The 14,627-nt window shown below is 57.1% G+C and carries 12 protein-coding genes; 6 read left to right on the forward strand and 6 right to left on the reverse strand.

The features are described from left to right. Positions 1-816 carry an AraC family transcriptional regulator gene (locus tag CKW38_RS16580; protein WP_095113292.1) on the reverse strand — a complete coding sequence of 272 codons (816 nt, stop codon included), beginning with the start codon at positions 814-816 and terminating at the stop codon, positions 1-3. A gap of 263 nt (positions 817-1,079) precedes the next feature. Here CKW38_RS16580 and CKW38_RS16585 point away from each other — a divergent pair, with 263 nt between their 5' ends. After that, on the forward strand, positions 1,080-1,352 hold the full coding sequence (locus CKW38_RS16585; protein WP_038367758.1) for a DUF1652 domain-containing protein: 273 nt from the start codon (positions 1,080-1,082) through the stop codon (positions 1,350-1,352). Between the two features lie 49 nt (positions 1,353-1,401). On the opposite strand, the gene CKW38_RS16590 is transcribed toward CKW38_RS16585, so the two are convergent. Beyond that, on the reverse strand, positions 1,402-3,876 hold the full coding sequence (locus tag CKW38_RS16590; RefSeq protein WP_095113293.1) for a UvrD-helicase domain-containing protein: 2,475 nt from the start codon (positions 3,874-3,876) through the stop codon (positions 1,402-1,404). 279 nt (positions 3,877-4,155) lie between these two features. Here CKW38_RS16590 and CKW38_RS16595 point away from each other — a divergent pair, with 279 nt between their 5' ends. Continuing rightward, positions 4,156-4,851: a pirin family protein gene (locus tag CKW38_RS16595; protein ID WP_007914909.1), complete on the forward strand. Its 696-nt coding sequence runs from the start codon at positions 4,156-4,158 to the stop codon at positions 4,849-4,851. Between the two features lie 72 nt (positions 4,852-4,923). Here the strand turns inward: CKW38_RS16595 and pgm are convergent, their stop codons facing one another. The 4 genes from pgm to CKW38_RS16615 all read right to left on the reverse strand — a co-directional run bounded on the left by pgm (position 4,924) and on the right by CKW38_RS16615 (position 11,141). Next, positions 4,924-6,567 carry a phosphoglucomutase (alpha-D-glucose-1,6-bisphosphate-dependent) gene (gene pgm / locus CKW38_RS16600; RefSeq protein WP_007914911.1) on the reverse strand — a complete coding sequence of 548 codons (1,644 nt, stop codon included), beginning with the start codon at positions 6,565-6,567 and terminating at the stop codon, positions 4,924-4,926. Positions 6,568-6,672: 105 nt separating this feature from the next. Beyond that, on the reverse strand, positions 6,673-8,070 hold the full coding sequence (locus CKW38_RS16605) for a PLP-dependent aminotransferase family protein (protein WP_042704921.1): 1,398 nt from the start codon (positions 8,068-8,070) through the stop codon (positions 6,673-6,675). A 49-nt stretch (positions 8,071-8,119) separates the two neighbouring features. After that, a complete protein-coding gene (locus CKW38_RS16610) occupies positions 8,120-9,571 on the reverse strand; it encodes a hypothetical protein (RefSeq protein ID WP_007914915.1) in 1,452 nt (483 codons plus the stop codon). Between the two features lie 547 nt (positions 9,572-10,118). Then, a complete protein-coding gene (locus CKW38_RS16615) occupies positions 10,119-11,141 on the reverse strand; it encodes a zinc-dependent alcohol dehydrogenase family protein (RefSeq protein ID WP_007914918.1) in 1,023 nt (340 codons plus the stop codon). Between the two features lie 269 nt (positions 11,142-11,410). Here CKW38_RS16615 and CKW38_RS16620 point away from each other — a divergent pair, with 269 nt between their 5' ends. The 4 genes from CKW38_RS16620 to CKW38_RS16635 all read left to right on the forward strand — a co-directional run bounded on the left by CKW38_RS16620 (position 11,411) and on the right by CKW38_RS16635 (position 14,412). Beyond that, positions 11,411-12,325 (forward strand): LysR family transcriptional regulator, encoded by a 915-nt coding sequence (locus CKW38_RS16620; RefSeq protein ID WP_007914920.1) that lies wholly within the window; start codon positions 11,411-11,413, stop codon positions 12,323-12,325. A 338-nt stretch (positions 12,326-12,663) separates the two neighbouring features. Then, entirely contained in the window at positions 12,664-13,161 is a 498-nt protein-coding gene (locus CKW38_RS16625) for a PAAR domain-containing protein (RefSeq protein ID WP_007914923.1), read from the forward strand. A gap of 4 nt (positions 13,162-13,165) precedes the next feature. Continuing rightward, a complete protein-coding gene (locus CKW38_RS16630; protein ID WP_007914925.1) occupies positions 13,166-13,900 on the forward strand; it encodes a hypothetical protein in 735 nt (244 codons plus the stop codon). Beyond that, a complete protein-coding gene (locus CKW38_RS16635) occupies positions 13,897-14,412 on the forward strand; it encodes a hypothetical protein (RefSeq protein ID WP_007914927.1) in 516 nt (171 codons plus the stop codon). Before CKW38_RS16630 ends, CKW38_RS16635 begins: the two co-directional genes overlap by 4 nt. The last annotated feature ends 215 nt before the right edge of the window (positions 14,413-14,627 follow it).

Raw genomic sequence — 14,627 nt, forward strand, 5'->3', positions numbered from 1 at the left:
TCAGTTGCTGTCTTGCGCGCGTGTCCGCAAAGAAATTTGTTTAACGTAAGCCTTCGGAGACTGGCCGGTGTGCTGGCGGAAACAGCTGTAAAACGCCGACAACGAATTGAAACCGGCAGCGAAAGCCAGTTCATCGATACGCACCGGCGGTGTGGCGTTATCCAGCGCACGCAGCAAATGCTGCAGGCGCGCCTGATTGACGTAGCGATAGAAGCTTTGCCCAAGCACCTGATTGAGCAGATAGGAAATCTGATTGCGACTGTAGCCGCACTCCTTCGCCACCCGCTGCAAGTCGAGTTCAGGATCGAGATACGGCTGCTGCTTTTCAAAGTACTGTTGCAGGTCTTCAGCCATGAAACTCAATTGACGCGGCGACAAGCCCAGGCGACTGACCGCCGGGCGCTGACTTGCCGAGTTTGTGCCGTGAGCTTGCGTGCGCACCAGCGAAGCGTATTCGTTGACGCGCCAGATCAGCCCGTCCTTGACCGTGATCGCCTCGCTGGAGCGAAACGACACCAGTCCGTCGCCGCCGCGCAAGGTCACCTCGTATTGGATGAATGCGGTGTTGCCGTCGACGCGAATGCGGTCGCAATGCTCGAGTAGTTCGTCGGATTCACGCGGCATGCTGACGCGTACGTACTCGCGCAACTCATCCAGGCCGAGCACGCGATTCTGGAAGAAATCGTTGTACTGGATGTCCGGGTGATACAGCGCCATGACGCTGTCGAGGTCACGGTGCTTCCAGCTCAGGTGATAGCGCATGACCGTGGCCGCCGTGGCCTGGGTCTGTTCTGGGCCGTCGTCGTCGGCGTGCATAAAGGGCTCGGCGCAAAAGAATCGAGCTTGCCGAAGTTCGGCGCGAGCTTCAATGACTAATCCGTAGTGGCCATTTGGCGACGATTGCGTAGGCCGTGACTTACATCAAAAAATGCGAAGCAATCGCAAAATGAACTGAAAAATCTCACAGGAATTTCACATGCAGATGCTACTTTTAATGTCAGTCACCGGTTGAGCCAATGAAGGCTCTTCCCACCTAACATGAGCAAACGGAAGCGCTCGATGAAGAAGGCGGGCAACACATGAATAAAGGGTCAAGCAAAGTCACGTTTCCCAATGCATGCCAGCTGATGCGCTGGCATTTTCATCCCATGGGTTTTGAGGCGACGATGGACGCGCCGGGCAGCATGATCGCCCGTCTGTTTGATCGTGCCAGCGGCGAAACCATGATCGCCATCGCTGGCATCCCGTGTGCGACGGTGATGAATGCAGCGGATGTCGAACGAATTATCGAGGCTGTGGAGGATGAACTGGAAGCCTTCGTACCTCCAGAGTCTCTCAGAAGCTACGCATAAGCTTTTGATTTTAAACAAAAAGCCCACATCTCTGTGGGCTTTTTTGTGCCTATGCGGTTTGTTTGGTGACACGGTGATCAACGAAAAACGGCTTGCCCTTGGCCACCCGGTCAGACGCCCGCGGCATGTTCACCGCTTGCGCTTCCTGCGGTTCGACGTACCAGTAGCAATGGCTGACCGCCCGTGTAATACCGACATAGGCCAGGCGCAGGATTTCGTCTTTTTGCGCAGTGTCGTACGGTTCGCTGTCGCCCGACTTCCCCAAACCTGCCATGCGATAGACCTGGTTCTTGTAGGGCGAACTGGTCAGGTGCTGGCAATCGCCGAGCAGAAACACCGCGTCGGCCTGCAAGCCTTTGGCGCTGTGGTAGGTCAGCTGCTTGAGACGTCGCGCTTCGTACGGCAAGCTCGAATCAACATTAACCACTGACTGAATATGCTCTTCAATCAATAACTTATCGCTGCTTTTTCGATAAAGCATCAAGATCGAATGACCTTGGCGGTAGTGCTCGGCGAGGCGCTGCCCCAATGCCTGATCATCGCGCTCTAGCACATTGACCGGCTGCAACGGCTTGGGCGCACCGCTGGCCTTGGCTTTTTTGCCGGGGATCGCTGGCGCAGCGCGGACGATATGCTCAGCGGCATCGATGATGTGCTGGTGACTGCGGTAGTTGTCACTGAGCATCACCCGCGTGGTGCCTGGCGACGGGAATTCCTTGTCGAACGCCATGAAGTAACTCGGCGAACTGCCACGCCAGCCGTAAATCGACTGCCAGTCATCGCCGACGCACAGCAGCGATGAACGCTGCGCGCCCCGCCCGACATGCATGGCCGGGCCACGGCTGCGGATTTCCGTGAGGCTGGCGCGAATCCACGAAACGATCTGCGGCGAAACGTCCTGAAACTCGTCGATCATTAAGTGCGACAACGGTCTGAGTAACTCATCGCTCAACAGCTTGAGGTTTTCCGGTGAGTGCTCGCTGAACAGCGCGAACATCCGGTTGTAGGTCATGATCGGCGGCTTCTGGTCGAGCAGATGATCTTCAAAGGCCCGCCAGAACAGGCTGAGTGCCTCAAAGAAAAACCGGTCTGGGTCGTCCTTGGCAAAGCTCATGCGACCGACCGCGTCTGGCACGTCCAGGCCGAGGTTTTCGATGAAACCGGCCGCCGCGACAAAACAGTCGAGCAATGGCGCGGAGGCCAGCTCGCCCTTGACCTTGTACTCAAAGCCCGGCCCGGCGCTGGCATCACCCGCCAACGTGGCCAGAACACGCCTTGACGATTCGTAACTATCTAGCCAAATCAGAGGCTTACGACAGAAAGCTTGAAACAGGGTGCGCTTGACTGCCCACTCGGCGCGCACGCTGAGCTTGGCGTTTGGCCGACTGACCTGCGGGTTTTCCCGCGGATCGAAGCCGAGCACCACCCAGGCATCCAGGCTCGGAATGTAGCCATGACAGTGAAATTTCGCGCCGTTGATATCGAAACTCTGCCGGTTCGGCTCAATGCCCTTGATCGGCCAGGCGCCAGCGCGGAACCACAGATCTTCAATGGCATCGCACAGTTCTTCATCGCGCTGGGAGGCTAACTGCGTCACCGCTACGCGTTTTTGCACGTCCGGATGATCGCGTTCCAGCTCCTTGAGCTGCAAACCAGCTCGGGACAGCGGCTGAATCAACTGGCGGAAACGCTCGTCTTCATTAAACAAGCGCTGATAACAGGCGTTGAGTTGCTGGCGTTGTGCATCGTTAATGCGCAGGTCGAAGGGGTTACTGTCGACCTCCTGCTCATCACCTTGTGCGCGGTGGCTGAGGTTTTCAAAGGCCTGCAGACGTTCGAAACCCGGCAAGCTGCGCACCATCGGCAGAATTCGCGAGTGGAAAGTACGCACCAGATCGCGTGCCTGGCGCAGGTTCAGCGCCTGCCCCCAGAGCGCGAACAACTCAATCAGTTTATTGATGAAATCCTTGCGCGACTCGCGGGTGAAGGTCACCACGGTCATCGAGTCCAGCTCAAAACCCAGATAGTGGTTAAGCAACAGAATGCGCAGCACCAGCGTGGTGGACTTGCCCGCGCCAGCGCCAGCTACCACTGAGGTTGACGGGGTTTCGCTGAAAATCATCTTCCACTGCGCGACGCTCGGTTGAGCGTGCTCAGGCAGCAAACGGGCGACATCGGCCTTCATGCGCTTTTTCAACTCGGCCGTCAGCGGCAGGCGCCAATCGTCAAACAGATGGTTATCGACGCTGGGCGGTCGATGCTCAGTATTGCGACTGTCACGGATCAGCAGCACCTGACGGCCTTCTTCCAGCCCCTCAAGCTTGCCTTCCTTAAAGCCATATTCGACGCCGGCGGTATGCCCGCTGCGAAAGCCATCGGCCTGACCGTGCAACCACGATGCTCGGTGTTGAGCGCGCAGCCGGGTCAAACCATGGCCGAAAAAGCGCGCAGCCAGACGTTTGAACCATGGCATCTCGGCCAGGGGGCGAAGTTCGGGAGGAAGATCGGGGGTGTGTTGCGCCACGCTGACGGACTCCAGTGTGTGAGGCTGTTGCGGCTATGGTGTCTGTATTTGCCGTTCAGTTCTAGCGAAATGCTTACAGGTCATTGGTTTAGGCGATGAACTGAAGGTGAGATGAGACCCTTTCGAGCTTGTTTCCAATCGATCAATTCGATAATAACGCCGCACTTTTTACGCTTTTTATCGATCATTGACTGATAGATGATGGCCGTCATAAACCACCGGTGTCGCGTCGGGTGTCAACCATTCACACCCCATGACGAACCTTTTGAGGAGACGATCATGCTTGAACTCAGACCCTTCAGCTCGCTGGGCGGCGCCCACCACGGCTGGTTGGATGCCCATCACCACTTTTCGTTCGCCGAGTACTACGATCCGCAGCGCATGAGCTGGGGCAACCTGCGGGTGTGGAACGATGACGTGATCGCCGCAGGTACTGGCTTCCCACAACATCCGCATCGCGACATGGAAATCATCACGTATGTCCGTGAAGGTGCGATTACTCACCAGGACAATCTCGGCAACAAGGGTCGCACCGAGGCTGGCGACGTTCAGGTGATGAGCGCCGGCACCGGCATCGCGCATAGCGAATACAACCTGGAAGCCAAGGACACCAAGATCTTCCAGATCTGGATCCTGCCAACGGAAACCGGCGCGCCGCCCTCGTGGGGCGCCAAACCATTCCCGAAAGGCCAGCGCGAAGGCTTTGTCACGCTGGCCAGCGGCAAGGAAGGTGATGACCAGAGCTTGCGGATTCGCGCTGATGCAAGATTGGTCGCGGCCAATCTCAAAGCCGGGGAAACTGCCGAATATCAGCTGGATGAAGGTCGTCGTGCGTATCTGGTGCCGGCCACTGGCGTGATTGAGGTCAACGGCTTGCGTGCACAAGCTCGAGACGGTGTGGCGGTGGCGCAGGAACGAGTGCTCAGCGTCACGGCCATTGAGGACAGTGAAATTGTCCTGGTGGATCTGGCCTGATCGCTCGAATGGCAGGCAAAAAAAAGGGGCAACCAGACGGTTGCCCCTTTTTTCATGCGCTTGCCGCCTTCATCAGCCGGAAATGGCGCCATCTACCAGCGTCTGCGCTTCAACGACCAATTGCTTGAGGTGGTCGTCACTGATGAAGCTTTCGGCGTAGATCTTGTAGATGTCTTCGGTGCCCGACGGACGCGCGGCGAACCAGCCGTTTTCAGTCATCACTTTCAGACCGCCAATCGCCTGATCGTTGCCCGGTGCATGGCTGAGAATGCTCTGGATTTTCTCGCCGGCCAGTTCTGTCGAGGTGACCTGCGCAGGCGACAGCTTGCTCAGCAACGCTTTCTGCTCCGGATTGGCCTTGGCATCGACGCGCACCGAGAACGGTTCGCCCAGCTCATCGGTTAATGCCTTGTAGGCCTGGCTCGGATCGCGACCGGTGCGCGCGGTCATTTCAGCGGCGAGCAATGCCGGGATCAGGCCATCCTTATCGGTGCTCCACACGCCACCGTCCTTGCGCAGGAACGATGCGCCCGCGCTCTCTTCGCCACCGAAGCCGAGCGAGCCATCGAACAGGCCGTCGGCGAACCATTTGAAACCGACCGGAACTTCGTACAGACGACGCCCCAAGCGCTTGGCCACGCGATCGATCAGACCGCTGCTGACCACGGTTTTACCGACGCCAGCATCCGCACGCCACTGCGGGCGGTTCTGGAACAGGTAATCGATCGAAACAGCGAGATAGTTGTTCGGCGCGAGCAAACCACCGGACGGCGTCACGATGCCGTGACGGTCGTGATCGGGGTCGCAGGCAAAAGCGACGTCGAAACGCTCTTTCAGACCGATCAGGCCTTGCATCGCGTGGCTGGACGACGGGTCCATACGAATCTGGCCATCCCAGTCAACGGTCATGAAACGGAACGTCGCGTCGACTTCCTTGTTGACCACTTGCAGATCGAGGCGGTAATGCTCGGCAATCGCCGACCAGTAGCGCACCCCTGCTCCGCCCAGCGGATCAACACCCAGGCGCAGTTTGGCGTCACGAATGGCGTCGAAGTCGATCACGTTTATCAGGTCGGCCACATAAGTGTTCACGTAGTCGTGACGATGCGTCGTGCTGGCCTTGAGCGCCTGCTCGTAACTGATGCGCTTCACACCGGCCAGTTTGGCGGCCAACAGTTCATTGGCCTTGGCTTCGATCCATTTGGTGATGTGGGTGTCGGCCGGCCCGCCGTTGGTTGGGTTGTATTTGTAACCACCACTTTGTGGCGGATTGTGCGACGGCGTGATGACGATTCCGTCCGCCAGGCCCGAGGTGCGGCCACGGTTGTAGCAGAGAATGGCGTGGGAAATGGCCGGCGTCGGCGTGTATTCATCACCTTCGGCGATCATCACGGTGACACCGTTGGCGGCCAGTACTTCCAGCGCGCTGGCTCCGGCCGGAGTCGACAGGGCGTGGGTGTCGATGCCGACAAACAACGGCCCGGTGATCCCTTGGGCTTCGCGATACAGACAGATCGCCTGGCTGATGGCCAGAACGTGCCACTCGTTGAAACTCAAATCGAACGAGCTGCCCCGGTGCCCGGATGTTCCGAACGCCACACGCTGAGTGGAAATCGAGGCGTCAGGCTGTCCGGTGTAGTAAGCCGTTACCAGTCGCGGGATATCGACCAACAATTCTGCCGGTGCCGGTTTGCCCGCAAAAGGACTGAGTGTCATGCAAAACCTCTGAAATAGAGTGATTCAGGAATAGAGCGCAGTTTACTGGCAGTTTGACCGCAGTGCGATGGGATCTATCCGGGACGCTCCCGATGTTTTTTAACGTTATTCACCGGGTGCCAGGCGCAAGGCGTCACCGAGCAGGCCGACCACGCGGGCCAAGTCATGCTCACCGTGGCTCAGCGGACTCAACCGCACATGCTGCGCATGCAGGCCTTGCAGGCTGAACAGCTCGCCCGGCGCAATAATGATCTGCTGCCTCAGCAGGCGCTGGAACACCTGTGCCATGTTGACCGGCCGCAGAGAACGCACCCACACGGTCGCGCCACCTTGGGGTTCGACAACCTGCAACGCATCGCCCAGACGCTCACGCAACAGCTCAATCAATTGCGTGCGACGCTCCTTGAGCATTCGTCGCAGTATCAACAAATGCTGATCCAGCCGACCACCCGCCAACAGCCTGGCAACGGCCTTCTGACGGATCGGCGACAAGCGAAACGCGCGCAACAGAAAATGCCTCTGCAACTCGTTGCGCCACTGCCGTGAGAGCAATATGCCGAAAGGTGCCTCGGCACCAATGAATTTTTCGAACGTGGAAAACACCAGCAGACGATCAGGGTCCAGCCAATCACGCAATCGTTGGGTGCCCCCTCCTTCGTGGAGTTCGCTGTAACAATCGTTTTCCAGCACCCAAGTGCCATGGCGCCCGAGCAAATGCGCGACTGCCTGTTGGTTGCTCAGCGGTATCAGGCTGCCCCGCGGCATGCTCAACGCCGAAGACAACAGGATCAAACGCACCGACTCACTCTTGAGCACCGACTCCAGGCGCTGCAGATCAATCACGCCACCGGCAAATGGCAGTTCGATAACACGCACCTCGGCGGCTTCCAGCAGACGCAAGATCACCCAGTCACAGGGCGACTCGACGACCACGGTGGCGCGACGCAACTCAAGCACGGAAATCAGAATGTCCAGGACACCGCGCAGATCAGCACCAATGTAGACGTCATCCGCACGCCAGTAATTGGCGGTAGACGAGGTATAACGCGCGGCCATTACCGTGCGTAGTTCAAGCTCTCCGCAAGGTTGCACGAGCGCTTGCGGCTGGCGCGGATATTGACGCAGCAGTTCGCGCTCCAGCATCAGTAACGGACTGTCGAGCGGTTGCAGAGAGGCCGGCTCATCGGCGCTCAGCACACACATGCCCGGGCGCCTGGCATTGACGTAAACGGTTTCCAGCAAATCACTGCCGCTATCGGGCGAGTCCGATACGTGTAGCGCTTGCGCGTAGTATCCGGATTTGGCGATTGAATAGACCCTGCCTTCCTTTTCCAGCAGCGAATAGGCGTACTGGACCGTCGAGATCGACACATTGAGCCGATCCGCCAGTTGTCGCAGTGAAGGCAAGCGCACCGCCGAGCCACTACCCGCCTCGTCTATCAGCAGCGTGAGGTATCGATATACCGCCTGATAAACAAAGTCATTCTGCCTCGCCGCTTTCACAAGCTCGCGTCCGTTGGCATGGCTCCATCTCCCTGCACGAGGCTCACGCTCACCCCTCCGCTGATCGATCAGCTGCCGGTTCAACGACCGGGTCCTGCGAGGCTTTTTCACCGGCAGCAGGCATATGAACAGGCCCCATTGCATACAGGCGCACAATCAGCCTGACCGGCAGCCCACTGACATCCGTCATCCATTTCATGACCTGTTCCGGCGCATGCAGGCCCTGCATCGCCCGGTGCAGATCCGGCAACGCCACCAACATGCCGGGGTGACAATTGCGCAAGAACCGCTCGAGCCCGGCGCCAGCATTGATGAACGGTGAAAACAGCAAGCACGTCAGCTGGATTTCATTCAGTTCGAAATTGGCCTGCAGAGCGCTTTCTGCCTGCTTACGCAGAGACTCGAGTGCCTGCAGATTGCCGAAACTCGCCAGCAACTGTTCGCAAACAGGTTCGGGAACCTGTTTTTGTCGCATGGATATCAGGCTGTTTTTCAGGTAATCGCTGACGCCAGCCTCGTAGGTCCGTCCCTCGATGAAGTGCGCCTGCAAGCCCTGCAGATGCGCAGCTACCAGAGGTTCCACATGTTCGTTATCACCTTGATACAGCGTCAGGTCATCAGCCTGGAAACCCAGAAAATCACTCAGCAAGGGCCAGCGTTCTTCGAGCTTGCCGACAATCATGTCGTTGATACTGATGAAACTGGTGCGCCGACAGGCCTCGAATTGACCCTCGGGACGCCACGCTACCCGCTCTTCTTCGGGATAAAACTCGCGGTAATAATCGCCACCCAGTCCATCGAGAAGCGGGAACAGCATGTCAAAGCCGAGAGAACTCACCTGCGGCCCGGCAATCGCGGCTTTCTGCGCGGCGCGCCCCAATCCCTCAAGGAAGTGCCCCTGACGGCGCACGGATTCACTGCCGATCATCGCATCGACGCCATTGTTCCAGCGGGCAACCTGCCCGTAGAACTCGGCAGTGGCCAGATAAGCGTCATCCCACAGTTCAAGCGTTTCGTTCCAGGTTCGACGATGGCCGATCAGCAACAGATTGATGCGGTTGGCTTCACGCCCCGCCTCGCCAATGGGTGCCTGATGATCAAACGGCAGGACCTCGCGGTGATCCACCATCACCAGTTCGACTCGTGGATCGTCATACAGAAACAGCGCGCTGTAGCTGCGGTGCATGTTTTGCAGGGACGCCGGGCTGCTGCCGTTCCAACGCAGGTTGGCGACCCGCAGCTGAAAGGTCGCGGGCGATCGGCCAGCAATGGTCAGTTGTGCGGCCCGTAAAAGGGCCAGCGTATAACAACTGTCGCGCGACCCTGACTGGTTCACCAGAACCTTGAAATGACCGATGTTCTCCATACCGCCGGCGGCCACTGCCAGTCGCTGGATCAGCAACTGCAACGCCGTGCGTTCCGCGCGAGAGAAGAAACTCAGCAAACGTTGCAATACTTGCTGGTAGACATAGTTCATTGCCTGATCATGGATCGTGCTCATCGGTATTTACCCGGTATCGAAAGTTTCATGCCGCGCGGACTGAAAATCAGTCTGGCGACAATTCATCAATAAGTAATAGACGTTCGAATGCTAACACTTACAAGTTTGTAGTTATTTGAAACACTTGAGCTGCAAAAACCCCTTCAGCGACCGACCAATAGCCTCAAGCCGCTGTAATTGCAGGGATATTTTTTTCCGGACGCAGTCCTAGGAAACTTCCCACAATGTCCCACGACAAGTGAGTACAAGAAAAAGAGAAGCAGTTTCCGAATAGCCCTACAACAATTAAACAAAAGTTGGCTTGATCAATCGATTTATTCGTTTGATATCGCGCAGGACAAATTGAATGCACAGCCATGGCTCATTCCTTGAGATGAAAGTAATCATTCAATTATCAGGGCTTACATTGTGATTAGAAGATACAGATAGGGAGCAAAAACCAGTTCAGTTGCTGAACGGTCCCGGGGGCTGCACCAGAGCGCTGTGTTTTTCAGGAGGGAGGTAAACGCACAAGAGTCCGTGGGGCCACGGACTCTGATGACAAGGCTTACGCCGGTTCGACTTGCAGGGCAACCCGTTCGCGGCATGGGCATTCGTCCATGTAGCGATGCGCTTCGACGAATTCGTTGAACGGGAAAACCCGCGTTTTCAGCGGCAGCAACACACGATCAGCGGTCAACTGGTTGATGTCACGCAAGGCACGTTGCAGAGCGACGTGGTCCTGAGTGATGCCCAGTTCCGGCTTGCCGGTGAAGTTGCCGATGCAGTGCACGAAAAACTGGATGTTCTTCTGGAACGCTGCACAGGCCGGGAACGGCGTCTGGTTGCCGCCCTGCAAACCGTACAGCACCAGGCTGCCACGCGGCGCCAGCACATCGCCAAGCAGCGACATCTGTGGGCCGCCGAGACCATCGAACACCACATCGACACCACGGTTGTCGGTGATCTTGTTGATTCGCATCAACAGGTCTTCCTCTTCCGTGACGATGACCTTTTCTGCACCGAGGGACAGCAGGTACTCGCGCTCTTCGGCTTCTTTGGTCGCAGCGATCACCCGCACGCCCATCGCCTTGCCCAACTGGACAAACGAGGGACCGGCACAATGGCTGGCGTCCGTGACCAGAGCGAATTGCCCCGGCTTGACCCGCGCCAGATCGGCGTAGGCAAAGTAGGCGATCAGCAGTGGCGTGTAATGCACGCTGGCTTCGATCGGACTGAGCACATCCGGATAACGGGTCAGCGCAGTACGCGGCAGTACGATCGACTCGCCGTAGACCGGATAGTCGTTCGGGCTTTCAGCCGGAAAACTCGCGACCTTGTCACCGACGGACAGGTCCTCGACATCGGCACCGACTGCAGTGACCACGCCGGCCATTTCATGGCCAAGACCCGATGGCAAACGTGCCTGGGACGATGCCAGGTTCTGACGCCACAGGGTGTCGTACCAACTGATGCCGATTGCCTCGACACGCACCTGCACTTCGCCAGGACCTGGCTGAGCGGCCGCATGCTCTTCGCATTTGAGCACCTCGGCCGGACCAAACTTGTGAAAACGGATCGTGCGGGACATCGCAAACCTCGTCAAAGTAACCTCTAATGCCATGAACTCTATCTGGGCTTTTGACCCAAGACTATCAGTGGCTATTAATAGTCGACATGCCTGTCATTGATTCCGCAACAGGGGCGGCAGTGGCAAAATCCATGAAAAACTGCTGCCACCGTCTCATTCAAGCTGAATTTTCCGGTGCAGAGTACCAGCCTTTCCCCGTAAGATTCATGCCGGCCATTGTTCTCATATGGCCGCTCTCGTCAAGCTTGATGACTCTGCCAGGACTCCAGATGAATCGTAATGACCTGCGTCGTGTCGACCTGAACCTGTTGATCGTATTCGAAACATTGATGCACGAACGCAGTGTGACCCGGGCGGCAGAAAAGCTCTTTCTCGGTCAACCGGCGATCAGTGCGGCGCTCTCGCGCCTGCGCAGCCTGTTCGATGACCCGCTGTTTGTACGCACCGGGCGCAGCATGGAACCGTCCGCCCGTGCGGTGGAAATCTTCGCCCTGCTCTCACCGGCCCTCGATTCGATTTCGACCGCCGTCAGCCGTGCGGCCGAATTCGACCCGGCGACCAGCACGTCGGTATTTCGGATCGGTTTGTCCGACGACGTCGAATTCGCCCTGCTGCCAATGCTGCTCAAACGCCTGCGCGCCGAATCCCCGGGAATCGTGTTGGTGATTCGTCGCGTCAATTACATATTGATGCCGGGCCTGCTGGCTTCCGGCGAGATATCCATTGGCGTCAGCTACACCACGGACCTGCCGGCCAACGCCAAGCGCAAGGTCCTGCGTCGCAGCGCGCCAAAATTGCTGCGTGCCGATACTGTGCCGGGGCCGTTGAGCCTGGACGACTATTGCGCGCGTCCGCATGCGCTGGTGTCGTTTGCCGGTGACCTCAGTGGCTTTATTGATGAAGAGCTGGAGAAGCTCGGACGCAAGCGCCATGTGGTGCTGGCTGTTCCGCAGTTCAATGGGTTGAGTACGTTGTTGGCGGGCACTGACATCGTCGCGACCGTGCCCGATTACACCGCGGAAGCATTGACGGCTGCCGGCGGTGTTCGCGCGGAGGACCCGCCGTTGCCGACGCGTACGTTTGAGCTGCATATGGCTTGGCGTGGATCGCAGGATAATGATCCGGGTGAGCGTTGGTTGCGGTCGCGGATTCAGATGTTTTTTGGGGATCCGGATAGTCTCTGAATCAGCGCTGGCAGTTCTGAATATTATTGAACGCAAGCGTAGCTTGCGGCATTCTTCGCAACGAAATTTCCAGGGACGGTAAAATTTGATGCGTACTTCACGTATGCAAGCGCTTGTGCCCCTCGCCTCTTCAAACACCACCGGTGTGATTGAAGGCGAACACTCGCATCCGTCCGGATGCACATGGGGTCAATGTCTCGCAGAGCTGACACCACATCCTCACCATTCCCGATTACTACGACCACCAAGGCTGTCGATCCAGCGAACAGCCCTGGCTGTTCTACGATACGGCTATTCATCACGGCTGCCCGATCTGACCTCTTGAAACGGAACTTCGCATGAGCGGAAAACCTGCTGCACGCCTCACGGACCCCACTAGCTGCCCTCTTCCGGGACATGGCACGAATCCCATTGCCAGTGGCTCGCCCAATGTGAACTTTGACGGGCTTGCTGCCGCCCGGATGACCGACAAATCCGCTTGTGGCAGTCCGATCACGGGAGGCGTCAGCTCGACCGTTTTCATCAATGGTTTGAATGCTGCGACGATCGACAGCACGGGCGGACACGGCAACATCGTTGTGGGCGGTTCCGGAACAGTCATCATCGGCGACACCTTCGTCTCGGCACCTTTCAGCGGTCTGCTGCCGATGCCGGTGCACTTCAGCGACAAGATCAAATTGATCGACGAAAGCACGGGTGAGCCCATGCCTAATCATGCCTACGCGATTCAGCGCGCGGACGGCAGTTTCGAGTACGGCACCAGTGATTCGCTGGGGTTCACGCATGTCGTGAGTTCACACGTGGCAGAAACCTTCAAACTATTTCTGGAAGATTGAAAACATGCCGGCAGAGCAAATCCAGCTTCCCAATGGAAATACCGCGAGTCTGGCCGTCACGCCGACGTTAACACTCGTGAAGGATCAGTCGGTAAAGACGGCTCCCGTTCCCGTAAAGAAGGCGATCGTTTTTTTCATTGGTGGGGCTGCCGACCAAGAGAAATATTATTTTCAAGGCGCGTTCCACAATATCGACGACGCAAAAAAACAGCTCGACGGCAAAATTGCCGGCAGCGCCAAGCTGCCGGCGAAATACACGGGGTTCCCTAAAAGTTATAAGGATGCAAGGGGTTCCGGCGATATCCAGACTCACTTCATCGACAACATTCCCAGCAAATCCTGCCCGGTTTACATCGTCGGCCACAGCCTCGGCGGATGGAACGGCGCACATCTGTCACAGATCCTTTCCGAAGCCGGTTACACCATCAAATATCTGGTGACACTCGATCCAGTGGGTGAAGGATTCCTGGTATGGCTGGGTTCCGATATCTATTTTTCGGAGCCAACGCCTGTCGCTGAAACATGGATCAACATCCGGGCCAACGCCAGTACACCTGACCAATCTGACGGTGTCGCAGAATTCGGGGAGCGTTGGATGATCGAGTCTGGTCCGACCATCAACAAGACCATTGATAGGCACCATGCATCTGCTGACTGGATGTTTATAGAACCTGTGCAAGGGACGAAGTCCGCCTGCGATCTGATTTTTGACTCAATCAACGGTATTTTCGGCCAATGAACAGCTTCCGCGCGGTCATATACCTGGGCGTTCTACTCTTCACCGGCTGCGTAAAAACGGCGAGCATTCCCCCCGCCGACCTCACGCTATCGTCGTTTGAGCTCGGCCCCGCCAATCTGTTCACGGCCCACTTCAACTCCACTGTGGATTTGCAGAACGCTTTCAATGATTACGAAAACTCCAACCAGCTCAACCCTACCCTGATCTGCTCTCTCAATCGCGACATGGAGTTCTCATCCGAGCATTCAATCGCGGTAAAAGCCGAAGGGCGAGTGAACGCAAGCGGTCAAGCCAGGCCCAATTACAAGTTTTCCTCCGACCTGATCTTCTACTACACCAATCCGGATGGTACGCAACGCGACTTGAATGACTACGACGCCATCAAACCGTTGCTGACGTCGCAAACTTCCATCCCGTGCAAAGTTCGCATAACCGCCTATGGGTATGAGGCCTATTACACTAATACGTTATTCATCCCCTCCAGGATCATGATTGAACAGATCTTCAGATAGCCGCGCTTTGCTGAACCTGGCGCAAGGATTTGGAGAAGCACTGGTTGTCAGGCGAGCACCCATAAAAAAGCCCGGAAACCTTCCCCGGGCTTTTTCATTTGTGCGTCTCTTTTGCATTTTTGTGCGACACATCCCCTTTCAGGACTCCCGCAAGGCTCTGACACGGTGTTAGGTTGTAAGCGTATGTGTCTCAACCTTGAGACACGCCTAACTCA

Origin of the sequence: Pseudomonas sp. Irchel 3H7, assembly GCF_900187605.1 — a bacterium.
In the GTDB taxonomy this organism is placed as follows: domain Bacteria; phylum Pseudomonadota; class Gammaproteobacteria; order Pseudomonadales; family Pseudomonadaceae; genus Aquipseudomonas.

Bases quoted from the DNA above. Each gene is read 5' to 3' on its own strand.
- CKW38_RS16580 (WP_095113292.1), bottom strand. From the start codon at position 816: ATGCACGCCGACGACGACGGCCCAGAACAGACCCAGGCCACGGCGGCC.
- CKW38_RS16585 (WP_038367758.1), top strand. From the start codon at position 1,080: ATGAATAAAGGGTCAAGCAAAGTCACGTTTCCCAATGCATGCCAGCTG.
- CKW38_RS16595 (WP_007914909.1), top strand. From the start codon at position 4,156: ATGCTTGAACTCAGACCCTTCAGCTCGCTGGGCGGCGCCCACCACGGC.
- pgm (WP_007914911.1), bottom strand. From the start codon at position 6,567: ATGACACTCAGTCCTTTTGCGGGCAAACCGGCACCGGCAGAATTGTTG.
- CKW38_RS16610 (WP_007914915.1), bottom strand. From the start codon at position 9,571: ATGAGCACGATCCATGATCAGGCAATGAACTATGTCTACCAGCAAGTA.
- CKW38_RS16615 (WP_007914918.1), bottom strand. From the start codon at position 11,141: ATGTCCCGCACGATCCGTTTTCACAAGTTTGGTCCGGCCGAGGTGCTC.
- CKW38_RS16620 (WP_007914920.1), top strand. From the start codon at position 11,411: ATGAATCGTAATGACCTGCGTCGTGTCGACCTGAACCTGTTGATCGTA.
- CKW38_RS16625 (WP_007914923.1), top strand. From the start codon at position 12,664: ATGAGCGGAAAACCTGCTGCACGCCTCACGGACCCCACTAGCTGCCCT.
- CKW38_RS16630 (WP_007914925.1), top strand. From the start codon at position 13,166: ATGCCGGCAGAGCAAATCCAGCTTCCCAATGGAAATACCGCGAGTCTG.
- CKW38_RS16635 (WP_007914927.1), top strand. From the start codon at position 13,897: ATGAACAGCTTCCGCGCGGTCATATACCTGGGCGTTCTACTCTTCACC.